The sequence below is a fragment of the Phenylobacterium sp. genome (genome assembly GCF_041920015.1).
Lineage (GTDB): Bacteria > Pseudomonadota > Alphaproteobacteria > Caulobacterales > Caulobacteraceae > Phenylobacterium.
In genome coordinates this window covers 1-14,139 of the sequence record NZ_JAYRST010000040.1, presented here as the reverse complement: position 1 = coordinate 14,139, position 14,139 = coordinate 1, and the positions used below count along the sequence as shown (strand labels likewise).

At 67.9% G+C, this 14,139-nt stretch carries 17 protein-coding genes and 1 tRNA gene; 9 read left to right on the top strand and 9 right to left on the bottom strand.

Going from position 1 to position 14,139, the window contains the following annotated elements:
* The first annotated feature begins 13 nt into the window (after positions 1–13).
* The gene (locus tag ACE3TL_RS10130; protein ID WP_374578566.1) at positions 14–1,216 is read left to right on the top strand and encodes a threonine ammonia-lyase; all 1,203 of its coding nucleotides are present in this window, start codon (positions 14–16) and stop codon (positions 1,214–1,216) included.
* 13 nt (positions 1,217–1,229) lie between these two features.
* Positions 1,230–1,736, top strand: a complete 507-nt coding sequence (locus ACE3TL_RS10125; RefSeq protein ID WP_374578565.1) for an FKBP-type peptidyl-prolyl cis-trans isomerase — start codon at positions 1,230–1,232, stop codon at positions 1,734–1,736.
* Positions 1,737–1,831: 95 nt separating this feature from the next.
* Here ACE3TL_RS10125 and ACE3TL_RS10120 read toward each other — a convergent pair whose 3' ends face one another.
* The 3 genes from ACE3TL_RS10120 to ACE3TL_RS10110 all read right to left on the bottom strand — a co-directional run bounded on the left by ACE3TL_RS10120 (position 1,832) and on the right by ACE3TL_RS10110 (position 3,514).
* Positions 1,832–2,233: a hypothetical protein gene (locus ACE3TL_RS10120; protein ID WP_374578564.1), complete on the bottom strand. Its 402-nt coding sequence runs from the start codon at positions 2,231–2,233 to the stop codon at positions 1,832–1,834.
* Positions 2,234–2,433: 200 nt separating this feature from the next.
* Positions 2,434–2,958 carry a DUF1993 family protein gene (locus tag ACE3TL_RS10115; protein ID WP_374578563.1) on the bottom strand — a complete coding sequence of 175 codons (525 nt, stop codon included), beginning with the start codon at positions 2,956–2,958 and terminating at the stop codon, positions 2,434–2,436.
* 76 nt (positions 2,959–3,034) lie between these two features.
* Positions 3,035–3,514, bottom strand: a complete 480-nt coding sequence (locus tag ACE3TL_RS10110; RefSeq protein ID WP_374578562.1) for an SRPBCC family protein — start codon at positions 3,512–3,514, stop codon at positions 3,035–3,037.
* A gap of 46 nt (positions 3,515–3,560) precedes the next feature.
* Here ACE3TL_RS10110 and ACE3TL_RS10105 point away from each other — a divergent pair, with 46 nt between their 5' ends.
* From ACE3TL_RS10105 to queG, 5 genes are all read left to right on the top strand, one after another.
* The gene (locus ACE3TL_RS10105) at positions 3,561–3,884 is read left to right on the top strand and encodes an ArsR/SmtB family transcription factor (RefSeq protein WP_374578561.1); all 324 of its coding nucleotides are present in this window, start codon (positions 3,561–3,563) and stop codon (positions 3,882–3,884) included.
* A gap of 88 nt (positions 3,885–3,972) precedes the next feature.
* Positions 3,973–4,536 (top strand): carboxymuconolactone decarboxylase family protein, encoded by a 564-nt coding sequence (locus tag ACE3TL_RS10100; RefSeq protein ID WP_374578560.1) that lies wholly within the window; start codon positions 3,973–3,975, stop codon positions 4,534–4,536.
* A 2-nt stretch (positions 4,537–4,538) separates the two neighbouring features.
* On the top strand, positions 4,539–5,336 hold the full coding sequence (locus tag ACE3TL_RS10095; RefSeq protein WP_374578559.1) for an SDR family NAD(P)-dependent oxidoreductase: 798 nt from the start codon (positions 4,539–4,541) through the stop codon (positions 5,334–5,336).
* Between the two features lie 94 nt (positions 5,337–5,430).
* The gene (locus ACE3TL_RS10090; protein ID WP_374578558.1) at positions 5,431–6,117 is read left to right on the top strand and encodes a glutathione S-transferase family protein; all 687 of its coding nucleotides are present in this window, start codon (positions 5,431–5,433) and stop codon (positions 6,115–6,117) included.
* A complete protein-coding gene (gene queG, locus ACE3TL_RS10085; protein ID WP_374578557.1) occupies positions 6,098–7,234 on the top strand; it encodes a tRNA epoxyqueuosine(34) reductase QueG in 1,137 nt (378 codons plus the stop codon). Before ACE3TL_RS10090 ends, queG begins: the two co-directional genes overlap by 20 nt.
* Here the strand turns inward: queG and rpoN are convergent.
* The gene (gene rpoN / locus ACE3TL_RS10080) at positions 7,231–8,718 is read right to left on the bottom strand and encodes an RNA polymerase factor sigma-54 (protein WP_374578556.1); all 1,488 of its coding nucleotides are present in this window, start codon (positions 8,716–8,718) and stop codon (positions 7,231–7,233) included. The genes queG and rpoN overlap by 4 nt on opposite strands.
* A gap of 199 nt (positions 8,719–8,917) precedes the next feature.
* Here rpoN and ACE3TL_RS10075 point away from each other — a divergent pair, with 199 nt between their 5' ends.
* Complete coding sequence (locus ACE3TL_RS10075) at positions 8,918–9,646, top strand: helix-turn-helix transcriptional regulator (RefSeq protein WP_374578580.1); 729 nt, start codon at positions 8,918–8,920, stop codon at positions 9,644–9,646.
* A gap of 175 nt (positions 9,647–9,821) precedes the next feature.
* A complete protein-coding gene (locus tag ACE3TL_RS10070; protein ID WP_374578555.1) occupies positions 9,822–11,312 on the top strand; it encodes a heme peroxidase family protein in 1,491 nt (496 codons plus the stop codon).
* Between the two features lie 31 nt (positions 11,313–11,343).
* Here ACE3TL_RS10070 and lptB read toward each other — a convergent pair whose 3' ends face one another.
* The 5 genes from lptB to ACE3TL_RS10045 all read right to left on the bottom strand — a co-directional run bounded on the left by lptB (position 11,344) and on the right by ACE3TL_RS10045 (position 14,106).
* Entirely contained in the window at positions 11,344–12,075 is a 732-nt protein-coding gene (gene lptB / locus ACE3TL_RS10065; RefSeq protein ID WP_374532909.1) for an LPS export ABC transporter ATP-binding protein, read from the bottom strand.
* 44 nt (positions 12,076–12,119) lie between these two features.
* Positions 12,120–12,656 (bottom strand): LptA/OstA family protein, encoded by a 537-nt coding sequence (locus ACE3TL_RS10060; RefSeq protein ID WP_374578554.1) that lies wholly within the window; start codon positions 12,654–12,656, stop codon positions 12,120–12,122.
* 67 nt (positions 12,657–12,723) lie between these two features.
* Positions 12,724–13,341: an LPS export ABC transporter periplasmic protein LptC gene (gene lptC, locus ACE3TL_RS10055; protein ID WP_374578553.1), complete on the bottom strand. Its 618-nt coding sequence runs from the start codon at positions 13,339–13,341 to the stop codon at positions 12,724–12,726.
* Positions 13,342–13,348: 7 nt separating this feature from the next.
* Positions 13,349–13,966 carry a ribonuclease D gene (locus tag ACE3TL_RS10050; RefSeq protein ID WP_374578552.1) on the bottom strand — a complete coding sequence of 206 codons (618 nt, stop codon included), beginning with the start codon at positions 13,964–13,966 and terminating at the stop codon, positions 13,349–13,351.
* Between the two features lie 53 nt (positions 13,967–14,019).
* Positions 14,020–14,106, bottom strand: a tRNA-Leu gene (locus ACE3TL_RS10045).
* Positions 14,107–14,139 lie beyond the last annotated feature (33 nt).

Here is a 14,139-nt window from a genome sequence, read left to right as displayed (position 1 = left end):
CCTCGGCTTGACCATGACGCTTTCCCTCGACGACATTCGCGCAGCCGCCGATCGCCTGAAAGGGCGGATCGAGCGCACGCCCTGCCGCCATTCGCGGACCTTGTCGGAGATCACCGGCGCCGAGGTGTGGGTGAAGTTCGAGAACCTGCAGTTCACCGCCGCCTACAAGGAGCGCGGGGCGCTCAACACCCTGCTGCAACTCTCCGACAACGAAAGGGGGCGCGGGGTCATCGCCGCCTCGGCCGGCAACCACAGCCAGGGCCTGGCCTATCACGCCGCGCGGCTGGGCATTCCGGTGACCATCGTCATGCCGCGCTCGACCCCCTTCGTGAAGGTGCAGCAGACCCGCGGCCACGGCGCCCAGGTGGTGCTGGAGGGCGACAACTACGACGAGGCCTCGGCCGTGGCCATGCGGCTGCGCGACGAGCAGGACCTGGCCTTCGTCCACCCGTTCAACAACCTGCAGGTGATGGCCGGCCAGGGCACGGTCGCCCTGGAGATGCTCGAGGACGTTCCCGACCTGGAGGTCCTGCCTATCCCGATCGGCGGCGGCGGGCTGATCGCCGGCTGCGCGACGGCGGCCAAGTCGCTGAACCCGGGGATCGAGGTGATCGGCGTCGAACCGGCGATGTATCCGTCCTTCACCGCCAAGATGCGCGGCGTGAACGGCGCCAGCGGCGGAGCGACCATCGCCGAGGGCATCGCGGTCAAGCAGGTGGGCGAGCTGTCCTACGCCATCGCCCGGCCGCTGATCGACGAGGTGCTGTTGATCGAGGAGCCGCATTTCGAGCGGGCGGTGGCGCTCTACTGCAATGTCGAGAAGACGGTGGTCGAGGGCGCGGGGGCGGCGTCCCTGGCGGCGCTGCTCGCCTATCCGGACAAGTTCAAGGGCAAGAAGGCCGGGTTGATCGTCACCGGCGGAAATATCGACACCCGCCTGCTGGCCTCGGTGCTGACGCGCGAACTGGTGCGCGACCAGCGCCTGGTCTCGCTGCGGATCATCGGCGACGACCGGCCGGGCCTGCTGGCGACCGTCTCGGCGGTGATCGGCCAGATGGGCGCCAACATCGTCGAGGTGGCGCACAACCGCCTCGCCCTCGATGTGCCGGCCAAGGGCGCGGAGTTCGACATCATGATCGAGACCCGCGACGCCCAGCATACGCAGGAAATCATGGACGCGTTGCGCGAGCACGGCTATCCGCCCCGCGCCGTCTGAGAGGGACACTGAGATGAAGCGCGTTCTTTCCGCCGTGGCCGTCGCCCTGCTGCTGGCCGCCTGCAACCGCGGCGCGGCCACCGCCGACCCGGCGGTGCTGGCCAAGGCGGCCGCCGAGGCCAAGGCCTATATGGACTCCAACGCCAAGGCTGCAGGCGTGCAGACCCTGCCGTCGGGCGTGCAGTACAAGATCGTCCGCTCCGGCCCGGCGAGCGGCCTCAAGCCCGGCCCCGACGATGAGGTGAAGGTCCACTACGAAGGCAAGCTGGTGGACGGGACGATCTTCGATTCCTCGTACGAGCGCGGCCAGCCGGCGGCCATGCCGCTGCCGGCCCTGATCCCGGCCTGGAAGGAAGCCCTGCAGCTCATGCGGCCGGGCGATGAGTGGGTTCTCTACGTCCCGCCGGCCATGGGCTATGGCGAGGAGGGCGCTGGAGAAATCCCGCCCAACAGCGTGCTGATCTTCCGCATCGAACTGATCGACGTGCTGCCCGCGCCGGGGCGCGTCGGCCAGGGCTAGGACGAATCGCCATTCAGGATTCCTGGGCCTGAAAGGCGCTGAACCAATCCGTTCCGGATTCGCCGCCTGGGGCCGCTGACGTCAGCAAGGGATTTCTAGCGGCTGGGCCTTGCGCTCGCTGCCAACGCGAAGTCCACCTCGTTCCCTGTGTACGGGTCTTTATCCTGCCACGTCTCGCCAAGCTTCCGGCCGAGACCAGTGTTGCAGTAGCGCTGAGCGTCGGGACGTTGGGTGCAGATCTTGCCATTTTCCAAGGTCCAGGTTCCGCTGACGGGCTTGCCACGCTCCAGGTCCACATAAGTGTGATCGGGGGCGAACTGGCGGGCGAGGCGGAACTTCTTGAAGGCGGGCATCGTGATGATGAGGGAGCCCTCGAAGAAGTCGGCCATACCGGCTTCGTCCTGCGCGGGAGCGGCTGGCGGAGCGCTCTGGGCGAAGACCGGCGACGAGGCGGCGAGGGCGGCCGCGCAAGTCAGCGCTTTCCAGTGATTGAGCATGTCTCGCCTCCCAGGCCGTCGTTCTGGGGATGAGTGGAGCGCCGCTGGGTTGAGGGCGTCAACCCTGAGGATTCGGCGACGATACGTCTCTTTCAACTCGGACCGTCCATCAACGCCGGCTTTTCGACCCCAGGCCAATGTCTGGTCTTGGCGCGCCCACCTGCCTCGCCCCGGCGGGCGCAACTGCGCCCTATGCGGGCTCAGCCCATCTTCACGCGCAACTGACCCATATAGTCGCGCTTGCCGAGCGGGACGCCGCGGCTGCGGAGCAGGTCGTAGGCGGTGGTGGCGTGGAAGTGCAGGTTCGGCAGCGAGAACGACATCAGGAAGTTCTCGGCGGTGAACGGGATCTTCGTGCCGCGGAACTCGAAGAACACGTCCTTGCCTTCGTAGGCGTTGATCTCGTCCGGCTTGATCGCCGCGAGCCCGGCGTGGGTGTCCTTGATCAGCGCGATCAGCGCCGGCAGGTCCTGGGCGTTCTGGTCGCCGCCCGGCGAGAAGACGCCGGCCTTTACGCCCTCGATGGCGCCCAGCGAATGGTGGGCGACCGAGATCACCTGGAAGCGGAAGTCGAACATGTCCTCGTACATGCGCGAGGCGAGGATTTCCTGCGGGTCGATCCCGTTGTCCTGGCAATGGGCCAAGCTTCGCTCCAGGAAGCCGGCCACCCCGCCGACGGTTTGCAGGAAGGATGCGACGCTGACGTCGTAGAGGGAGATCGCCATGGAACCGGCCCTTGCTCAAGCTTGAAGGGCGGGCACTGTCGGCCGCGTCGTGGCGGCTGACCAGCGGTTTTCAGCGCTATTTGTACATGCCGTCGCGCAGGTTGATCCCGTGTTCGAGATAGGCTTTCAGCGCGCACTGCATCTGGCTCCAGCCCTGGCAGTTGCCGTAGGAGGCCTTGAGGCCGTTTTCGGTCGGACGCCAGCCATGCTCCTCGATGGCGACCAGGGTGCGCCCGTCCTCCAGCGGCTCGAAGGTCATGGTGACGGTGGTGCGATAGCCGGCGTCGGCGATCTGGCCGTCGGCTTCGTCCGGCGGACCGTCATTGGCCGCCCATTCGAGGACGATCTTCTGCTGCGGGACCACCTCCGTCACCCAGACCGGGAAGGCGCCCGGGAAGTCGGCGAAGTCCCAGTAGACGGTGGCGCCGGTCTCGATCCGCCCCTGGGCGCCGCCGGTGGTGAAGTAGCGCGACAGTTCGGCCGGATCGACGACGGCCTCGAACACCTCGGCCACGGGCTTGGCGATGCGGGCGGTCACGCGGAAGGTCAGGTCCATGATCCTGCTCCTTGTTCCTGGCTCCATAATGTTATAGATTTATAACATGTCAAGCGAGTCGGAAAACGACCTGATTTTCAAGGCCTTGGCCTCGCCCACCCGGCGGGGCATCCTCGACCGGCTCCGCGATGCGCCGCTGACCACCGGGGATCTGTGCGGACGGTTTCCGGAACTGGACCGCTGTACGGTGATGCAGCACCTGAAGGTTCTGGAGACCGCGGGGTTGGTGATCGCCTCGCGCCGGGGCCGCGAGCGCTGGAACCATCTGAACTCCATGCCCATCAAGCAGATCCACGACCGCTGGATCGGCCCCTACGCCGAGCGGGCGGTGAGCGTGCTGGAAAGGCTGAAGGCCGACCTGGAAGCCTGACGTACCGACGGTTCGAAAGCTTGCATGGGCGGCGCAGGCGGGTTTTGCTGGCGCCGCAACCAGAAGAACCAGTTAGGGGAAACGCCGCATGCGCCTCGCCAAGCCCCGGATCGCGCCGGTCCAGGACGCCGCCCTCACCGACGAGCAGAAGGAAATCCTCGCCCCGATGGGCGAGCGGGTGCTGAACATCTTCCGGACCATGGTCCAGGCGCCGAAGGCCGCGAAGGGCTTTCTCGCCTGGGGCAACTATGTGTTGTCGAAGAAGAACGACCTGACGCCGCGCGAGCGCGAGATCGTCATCCTGCGCATCGGCTTCCTCTGCCGCTCCGGCTACGAGTGGACCCAGCACGTGCCGATCGGCCAGCGGGCGGGCCTGACCGACGACGATGTGGCGCGCATCAAGGGCGGCGCCGACGCGCCCGGCTGGAGCGCCGCCGACCAGGCGCTGCTGCGCGCCTCGGACGAACTGCACCACGACCAGTTCATCACCGATGCGACCTGGGCGGCGTTGAAGGCGCACTTCACCGACAAGCAGTGCATGGACGTGGTGTTCACCGCCGGCCAGTACACCCAGGTTTCGATGATCCTCAATTCGTTCGGGGTGCAGCTCGACGCGGGCCAGAGCCTCGATCCCGACCTGAAGGGCTTCTGACCATGCGGCTGGCAGGCAAGAGCGCCATCGTCGTCGGGGCGGGTCAGACGCCGGGCGAGACCGTGGGCAACGGTCGGGCCATCGCCCTGCTGTTCGCGCGGGAAGGCGCCGACGTGTTTTGCGTCGACCGCCAGCTCGACCGGGCCCAGGAGACGGTGGCGATGATCGAGGGCGAAGGCGGACGCGCGGCGGCCTTCGCGGCCAACATCGTGCGGGCCGAGGATTGCGCGGCCATGGTCGAGGCGGCCAAGGCGCGGTTCGGCGCCGTCGACATCGTGGTCAACAATGTCGGGATCGGCGGGGGCGGCGACGGCCCGGCCCACCGGCTGACCGAGGACGCGCTCGACCGCATCCTGGCGGTGAACCTGAAAGGCGCCTGGCAGGTCGGCAAGGCCGTCCTGCCGACCCTGCGCGAGCAAGGCGCCGGCTCGATCGTCTACATCTCGTCCCTGGCCTCGATCGCAGGAGGAAACCAGACCGCCTACGAGGTCTCCAAGGCGGCGTTGAACCGGCTGACCACCAGCATCGCCCAGGCCAATGCGTCCAAGGGCGTGCGCTGCAACGCCGTGGCCATGGGCCTGCTCGACACGCCGATGGCCGTGGCCGGCATCGCACAGGCCAGCGGTCAGGAGCAGCAGGCGGTGCGCGAGGCCCGCAACGCGCGCGTGCCGCTGGGCGGCAGGATGGGCACGGCTTGGGACACCGCCTATGCGGCCCTGTTCCTGGCCAGCGACGAGGCGAGGTTCATCACCGGCACGGTGCTGTTCGTCGACGGCGGCATGTCGAGCCGGATCGGCTAGGGTAGGGACGGGGCTGGAAACAAGCCGTGGACGCCGCCTGGACGGCCCTCGGTAAACGCGGCCTTAACGAGGATCTGCAAGACTAAGCCGTCTCATGCGTCCCGACCTCACCCTTCACCATTTCCCGCTCGACCCGGCCTCGCGTCAGGTCCGCCTCGCGCTGGGCGAAAAGCGCCTGCCCTTCGCCGAGGAGCAGGTGCGTTATTGGGAGCGGCCCGCCGCCCTGGTGAAGATGAACCCCTCCGGGCTGACGCCGGTGCTGGTCGCCTCGAACGGCCGCGACAACCTGGTGTTGTGCGAAAGCCGGGCGATCCTCGATCACCTGGAGGAGACCTATCCGGAGCCGCCGCTGCTGGGCCGCGATGCGGCCGAGCGGGCCGAGGCGCGGCGGCTGCTGCAATGGTTCGACCGCAAGTTCGACTACGAGGTCGGCGGTTTCCTGCTTCACGAGAAGATGGAAAAGCGGTTGTTGGGCCTGGGCGCGCCGGACCTGGCCGCCATGCGGGCCGGACGCGAGGCGCTGCGCGCGCACCTGGTCTATGTCGAGGCCCTGCTGGCTGGGCGCGAGTGGCTGGCCGGACGGCGGCTGTCGCTGGCCGATTTCGCGGCGGCGGCGCACCTGTCGGTCATCGACTATTTCGGCGACGTGCCTTGGCGGGACTTCCCGGCGGTGAAGACCTGGTACATGAAGCTGAAATCGAGGCCGTGCTTCCGGCCGCTGCTGGCCGACCGCTGGCCCGGCCTCGCGCCGGCGCAGCACTATGACGACCTCGACTTCTGACACCCGAACGACAGAGCTGATCCGCAAGCGCGCCGTCGAACTCGGCTTCGACGCCTGCCGCTTCGCCGATGCACGCGCGGGCTGGGAGGCCGAGGCGCGCCTGCGCAAGTTCGTAGAGGCCGGCCGCTACGGCGAGATGGGGTGGATGGCCGACACCGAGGCGCGCCGTCGCCATCCGACCGCCATGTGGGAGGGCGCGCGCTCCGCCATCATGCTGGGGGTCAACTATGGGCCCGACCACGACCCGCTGGAGGCGCTGGAGGCCAGGGATCGCGGGGCGATCTCGGTCTACGCCCAGGGCGACGACTATCACGAGCTGATCAAGGGGCGGCTGAAGCAGCTCGCCTCGTTCGTCGCCTCGCGGTTCGGGGGCGAGCTGAAGGTGTTCGTCGACACGGCGCCGCTGATGGAAAAGCCGCTGGCCGAGCGGGCGGGGCTGGGCTGGCAGGGCAAGCACACCAATCTGGTCAGCCGCGACTTCGGTTCCTGGCTCTTCCTGGGCTCGATCCTGACCGAGCTGGAATTGCCGTCGGACGGACCGAGCGGCGGATCGTGCGGCCAGTGCCGGGCCTGCCTGGACGCCTGTCCGACCGGGGCGTTCCCCGCGCCCTACCAGCTCGATGCGCGGCGCTGCATCTCCTACCTGACCATCGAGCTGAAGGGGCCGGTTCCGGCTGAGCTGCGCCCCATGCTGGGCAACCGCATCTATGGCTGCGACGACTGCCTGGCGGTCTGTCCGTGGAACAAGTTCGCCGCCCGGGCGCGCGAGCAGCGGCTGGCGGCGCGCGAGGCGCTGCGCTCGCCCGCCCTGGCCGATCTGCTGGAGTTGGACGACCCGGCCTTTCGCGCGCTGTTCGCCAAGAACCCGGTCAAGCGGATCGGCCGCGACCGCTTCCTGCGCAACGTGCTCTATGCGGCGGGCAATTCCGGGGATGCGGCGCTGGCGGCGCCGGTGAAGCGGCGGCTGGACGATTCCTCGCCGCTGGTGCGCGGGGCGGCGGTCTGGGCGCTGTCGCGGTTGCTGGAGCCGGCGGCGTTCGCGCGGCTGGGCGAGCGCGCTCAGGAGGCCGACGAGGCGGTGTGTGCGGAGTGGGCGGCGGCCGCCCTCGCGCCTTAGGCGGTTTCCTTCAGCATCCGCCGCCGTTCGACGGACGAGGGGATGCGCATGGCCTCACGGTACTTGGCCACCGTGCGACGGGCGATGTCGACGCCGATTTCCTTGAGAATCTCGACGATGCGGTCGTCGGAATGGACCTCGGCCTCGTTGTGTTCGCCGTCGATGAGCTGCTTGATCTTGTGGCGCACGCTTTCGGCCGAGTGCGCCTCGCCGCCTGAGGTCGAAGCGATCGAGGAGGTGAAGAAGAACTTCAGCTCGAACAGGCCGCGGGGCGTGGCGATGTACTTGTTCGAGGTCACGCGGCTGACGGTGGACTCGTGCATGCCGATGGCGTCGGCCACGGTCTTGAGGTTCAGGGGGCGCAGGTGCTCGACCCCGAAGGCCAGGAACCCGTCCTGCTGGCGCACGATCTCGCTGGCGACCTTGAGGATGGTCTTGGCCCGCTGGTCCAGGCTTTTCACCAGCCAGTTGGCGCTGGCCATGCAGTCGGCCACGAAGACCTTTTCCTGCTCGGTGCGCGCGCCGCCCGAGACGCGGGCATGGTAGCGCTGGTCGATCAGCAGCCGGGGCAGGGTGTCGGTGTTGAGTTCGACGTGCCAGAGGCCGCCCAGGCCCTCGCGCACATAGACGTCCGGGGCGACCGGCTGGCTCGGCTCGCCGCCGAAGGCCGCGCCGGGGCGGGGCGTAAGGCCGCGCAGCTCGGCGACCATGTCGCGCAGGTCCTCGTCGTCGACGCCGCAGGCCTTGCGCAGGGCGTTCATGTCGCGCCGGGCCAGCAGGTCGAGATTGTCCAGCAGGGCGACCATGGCCGGATCGCAGCGGTCCCGGTCCTTGAGCTGGATCATCAGGCATTCGCGCACGTCGCGGGCGAACACTCCGACCGGCTCGAAGCCCTGCAAGGTGACCAGCACGGCCTCCACGGCCGGCAGTTCGCAGCCCAGGCGTTCGGCGGTCTCGGTCAGGTCGCAGCGCAGGTAGCCGCCTTCGTCCACCCCGTCGATCAGCACCGCGGCGATGGCGTTGGCGGCGGGCGACAGACCCGCGACGGTCAACTGGTCGTACAGGTGTTCCGAAAGGGTCTTCTCACGGGTGAGCCGGCCTTCGAAATCCTCCGAATCCTCGAAGCTTCCGCCCTTGCCGGCGCGCGACCAGTCGATGGCGCCGCCGGCGTGGGCGGCTTCGGCTGCGTCGCCGGTGGCGTGCTCGCCGGGCGAGGCCTGATCGTGGGCCATGTCCATGTCGGCCGAGGCGGCGTGGTCGGATGCGGCTTCGGCTGAGGCGTCCTCGGCGCGCGGGGTTTCCTCGCGGTCGGGCTCGGAGTCGCGTTCGTCGCGCTGGAGCAGTGGGTTGCGCTCCAGTTCGCCCTCGACGAAGGCTTCGAGTTCAAGGTTCGACAGTTGCAGCAGCTTGATCGCCTGCTGCAACTGAGGGGTGATGACCAGCCCCTGCCCTTGACGAAGCTCTAACCGCGCCCCCAGCGCCAAATCCGCTCTCCTGGCCTGAATCTTGCTGGTCAGGTTAGCGCGGGCATCACAACCGAAGTGTTAACCGGACGGCCAAGCTTTCCGCTTGGTCGCGCGCTGCGACGATGCGGGATTGGCGTCCGTAGCCCTTGCCGCCAATATGCTGCCATTAGCTGTCAGCACCGCTGGGCGATGCTGCGGCCCCATGAAGCAGATTTCCATGCGCCGCGCCGACCGCCTGTTCCAGATCATCCAGATCCTGCGCCGGGCGCGCGGGCCGATCACCGCCGACGCGATTGCCGAGGAGCTGGAGACCTCCAAGCGCACGGTCTATCGCGACATCGCCACCCTGATGGGCCAGAGGGTGCCGATCCGCGGCGAGGCGGGCATGGGCTATGTGCTGGATCAGGGTTTCGACCTGCCGCCGCTGATGCTGACTCCCGACGAGATCGAGGCGGCGGTGCTGGGCGCCCAGTGGGTGGCCAGCCGGGGCGACCCGTCCCTGGCGCGTGCGGCCCAGGACCTGATCGCCAAGATCGGCGCCTCGGTGCCCGAGCGGCTGCGCCCCTATGTACTGGAGCCTGCGGGGCGCGCGGTGCCGGCCTGGCGCGCGGGGGCGCCCGACCAGCTCGACATGGCGCAGGTGCGGGCGGCGATCCATGGCGGCCGCAAGCTCTCGCTGCGCTATCGCGACGAACAGGAGCGCCAGACCGAGCGGGTCATCTGGCCGGTGACCGTCGGCTATCACGAGACGGTGCGCATCCTGGTCGGCTGGTGCGAACTGCGCGCAGCCTTCCGCAACTTCCGCACCGACCGGGTGGTGGCCTGCGATTTCCTGGACGAGCGCTATCCAGAGCGCCCGGCGCTGCTGCGCGCCCGCTGGCGGGTCGAGCGCGAGGCGGAGGGGCGGCGCCATCTGGAGAAGATGCGCCCTGACGCCTCAGTCTGAGGGTGGGCGCCGGCAAAGTATAGATAACAAGCTTTGCTGTTATTCTTTAAGTATAATTTCCAGTATTTGCAAGTCGTCGTTTTCGCCATATAGGCGAATTCAGGCGTCGACCGAGAACGACGTTATTAATACTAATGGCGGGCGGTTCCCCCACTGCCTGCAAGGGAGAACGCTCATGGCGCGTCATGGCATATATCCGCACGACATAGTTCCGCCGCGGTCGAAATACTTCGACTCCGGCCGCTTCGGCCGCATGTTCGGCGACTTGCCGCCTTTTGCTTCGGACACGCCGGAGATTCGCGCAGCCCTGCTGGAGATCGGCAAGGTCGGCGGCGTGATGGACGCCAAGGACAAGCTGTCCGAAGGGCCGATCAAGCTGATCACCGACGCGCCGCTGTCGACCAAGAACCCGAACAATCCGACCCTCACGGCAGGTTTCACCTTCCTGGGCCAGTTCATCGACCACGACATCACTTCCGATCCGACTTCGAGCCTGGAGCGCCAGGCCGACCCGGAGCAGATCTCGAACTTCCGCACGCCGAGTCTGGGGCTCGACAACGTCTATGGCGCAGGTCCGGGCGGCAGCCCGCACCTCTACGACCAGAGCCCGGCCGGCCAGGGGATCAAGTTCCTGCTGGAGGAGACCGGCACGCCCGGCAAGTTCGACGTGCCGCGCAACAGCCAGGGCGTGGCGCTGATCGGCGATCCGCGCGACGACGAGAACCTGATCATCTGCCAGCTCCAGGTCGCGTTCCTGAAGTTCCACAATGCGGTGGTCGACCACGTGAAGGCCAAGTTCGGCCTGACCCGGCCCGATGCGGTGTTCGCCGAGGCCCAGCGGATCGTGCGCTGGCACTACCAATGGATCGTCGTGCACGAGTTCCTCAAGAAGACCTGCGGGACGGCGATCGTCGACGACGTGCTGGCGAACGGGCGCAAGCACTACAAGTGGAACAACGAGCCCTATATCCCGGTCGAGTTCTCGGTCGCGGCCTATCGCTTCGGCCATAGCCAGATCCGGCCGTCCTATCGGGCGAACTTCACGGGCAATCCCGGCGGCCAGCCGTTCTTCGGCATGATCTTCACCCCGACCCCGTCCAATCCGCTGGACCCGGACGACCTGTCCGGCGGTTGCCGCGCGCCCCGGCGGTTCGTGGACTGGCCGACCTTCTTCGACTTCGGCGACGGCCAGGTGCGGCCGAACAAGAAGATCGACACCGCCCTGTCGACGGCCCTCTTCAAGCTGCCCGGCTCGGTGGTCGCCAATCCCGATCCGAAGACCAACCCCTCGTCCCTGGCCCAGCGGAACCTGCTGCGGCACCTGACCTTCTCGCTGCCCTCGGGGCAGAAGGTGGCCAAGGCCATGGGGCTGACGCCGCTCTCCAAGGGCGACCTGGCGGACCTGAAGCCGCACGGCCTGGACGACCGTACTCCGCTCTGGTTCTACATCCTGCGCGAAGCCCAGGTGGCCGAGAACGGCGAGCGGCTGGGGCAGGTCGGCGGCCGGATCGTCACCGAGGTGTTCCACGGCCTGCTGGAAGGGGACCGCAGCTCCTACCTGTCGCAGGAGCCGGACTGGCAGCCGAACCTCCCGACGGTGGACGCTTCGAAACAGGGCGACGATTTCACCATGGTCGACCTGCTGCGGTTCGCGGGCGTGGCGTGATCCCCAAGGGGGGCGGTCGAGGAGGCCGCCCCTATTCCTGGCCGAAGCGCTCGCCCAGATAGACGCGGCGGACTTCCGGATCGTCGACGATCTGGTCGGGCGTGCCTTCGAACAGCACTTCGCCGGCATGGATGATCGAGGCGCGGTCGATGATGTCGAGCGTCTCGCGGACGTTGTGGTCGGTGATCAGGATGCCGATGCCGCGCCCCTTCAGATAGGCGATCACCTCGCGGATGTCGGCGATGGCCAGCGGGTCGATGCCGGCGAAGGGCTCGTCCAGCAGCATGAAGGACGGCTCGCTGGCGAGCGCGCGGGCGATCTCCACGCGGCGGCGCTCGCCGCCCGACAGCGAGATGGCCGGGGAGTTGCGCAGATGCTCGATGCGCAGTTCCTGCAACAACTCGGTCACGGTCTGCCTGGCGCGGGCCTGGCTGCGTTCGCGCAGTTCGACCACCGCCATCACGTTCTCCTCCACCGTCATGGCGCGGAAGATCGAGGTCTCCTGCGGCAGGTAGCCGACGCCCATGCGCGCGCGCTGGTACATCGGCTGTCGGGTGATGTTCTCGCCGTCCAGGTAGATCGAGCCGTAGTCGGCGGGGATCAGGCCGGTGATCATGTAGAAGCAGGTAGTCTTGCCCGCGCCGTTCGGACCGAGCAGGCCGACGACCTCGCCGCGGGCCAGGCGCAGGGAGACGCCCTTCACCACCGGGCGCTTGCGGAAGGACTTGCCGATGTTGTCGACCACCAGGCCGTCCAGCGGCAGGGTCGCTTCGGCCTCGCGGCTGTCGGGCTGCAAGGGCGGTTCGCCTAGCGCCGCGAGGCGGCCGGGCCCGCCTTCTGGTTCGGATAGATCACTGCGCGCGGGCGGGCCTTGCCCGGGCCCTTGGCGCCGGCCTCCATCTGGGCGTCGCCGGTGGCCGAGTTCACCACCAGTCGCGAACCGCGGATCACGTTCTGGCCGGAGACGGCCACGACGTCGCCAGTGATGACGATGCGCTCGGCGCCGACGTCATAGACGGCGTTGTCGCCGCGCACCTTCTGCTGGGGCGTGACGTAGTAGACGTTGCCGATCGCCTCCATGCGGTCGAGCGCCCCGCACGCGCCCTGGCCGTTCGCCTTGCCGGGGGCTTTCTTGGAATAGGTCTTGATGGTGTCTGCGCGCAGGCGGGTGCGGTCCTGCAGCGCTTCAGCCGAACCGCTCCAGATCGACATACACTGGTTGTTCACGACCTCCAGCGCGTCGGCGGTGATGTCGACGGGGGCGTCGGAACCGCCGGCGATCTGCGCCGCCGCGGGGCCTGCCAGGCCCAGCGCCAAGGCCGCAACGGCCGCCAGCTTCGTCATTTCAAGCCCGCTCATGCTCATGAAGCCCATCTGGGAAGCCTGGTCCGAAAGGTCGAGTCCGAAAGCTCTACTTCGAATCGATGCGTCCGCGCACCCCGCCCTTGAAGACCAGCCGCTCGCCCTTGTCGTACACGCCATAGGACTTCGCGGTGATTTCGCCAAGCGAGGACGAACCGGAGATCGGTCCCTCGCCCTCCAGTTCGCCGGTGGCGGTGTTGAAGATCGAGCTGAGGGTGTCGAAGCTGGTGTCCGCGCCGCTCATCCTGACGCCGCCGTCGAGGTTCAGGACGCGGCGGTCCTCGCTGTAGACGCCGGACTTGGCGGTGACGCGCCGGGGATTGACGCCCTCGGCGTCGAGGATCAGGGCCGGCTCCTCCAGCAGTACGCGCTGGTAGTCGTTCTCATCGCGCACCGCGGCTGTGGCGGTGATGACGAAGGCGCGGCCCTTGTCGTCCTTGCCCACGAAACGCGGGTTCACCAGTTCGATCGGCGCGTCCGCCTCGCGCGGCGCAGCGTCGCGGCCCAGGAAGGTGGTGTGCAGGACGAAACCGGCCATGGCCAGCAGGATCAGGGCGATCAGCGCCGGCAGGATCACCCGCAGGCGGCGGATCAGGCGCGAGCGCCGCCGCCAGCGCTCGAAGTCCCGGCCGTGCGGCTGCGCTGGAACGGCGGCGGCCAGGGTCATGGCCGCCTCAGGAATGCGCGAAGATGTCGACCCCTTCCCAACCCCTCACGTCCAGCAGGGCGCGGTGGGGAAGGAAGTCGAAACAGGCGCGGGCCAAGCCGTCGCGGCCCTCGCGGACCAGCATGGCGTCCAGCTTGGCGCGCAGGGCGTGCAGGTGCAGGACGTCGGAAGCCGCATAGGCCACCTGGTCGTCGCTGAGCTTGGCGGCGCCCCAGTCCGAGCTCTGCTGGGTCTTGGAGATGTCGACGCCGAGCAGTTCGCGGCAGACGTCCTTCAGGCCGTGGCGGTCCGTATAGGTGCGCGCCAGCTTGGAGGCGATCTTGGTGCAGTAGACCGGAGCCGTCATCACCCCCAGATGGAGGTGGAACATGGCGATATCAAAGCGGCCGAAGTGAAAGATCTTCAGGATCTTCGGGTCGGTCAGCACGCGCTTCAGGTTGGGCGCGTCGTAGGTCGAGCGGTCGAACTGGACGAGATGCGCATCGCCCCGGCCGTCGGAAAGCTGGACCACGCAGAGCGGGTCGCGGCCGAGCGCAAGGCCCATGGTCTCGGAATCGACGGCCACAGCCGTCGCGTCGGCGAAGACATCGCCGGGCAGGTCACCGATATGCAGGAAGTTGGCCAAGGGCCTCTCGCTCCGAACTCGTAGGTTTATCTCTCCCTATAGGAGAGAAGGAATGGTGCCCAGGAGAGGACTCGAACCTCCACGACCTTTCGGCCACTGGCACCTGAAGCCAGCGCGTCTACCAATTCCGCCACCTGGGCCCGTTCCCTTCGGATCGGGAGGGCGCTCTTTAG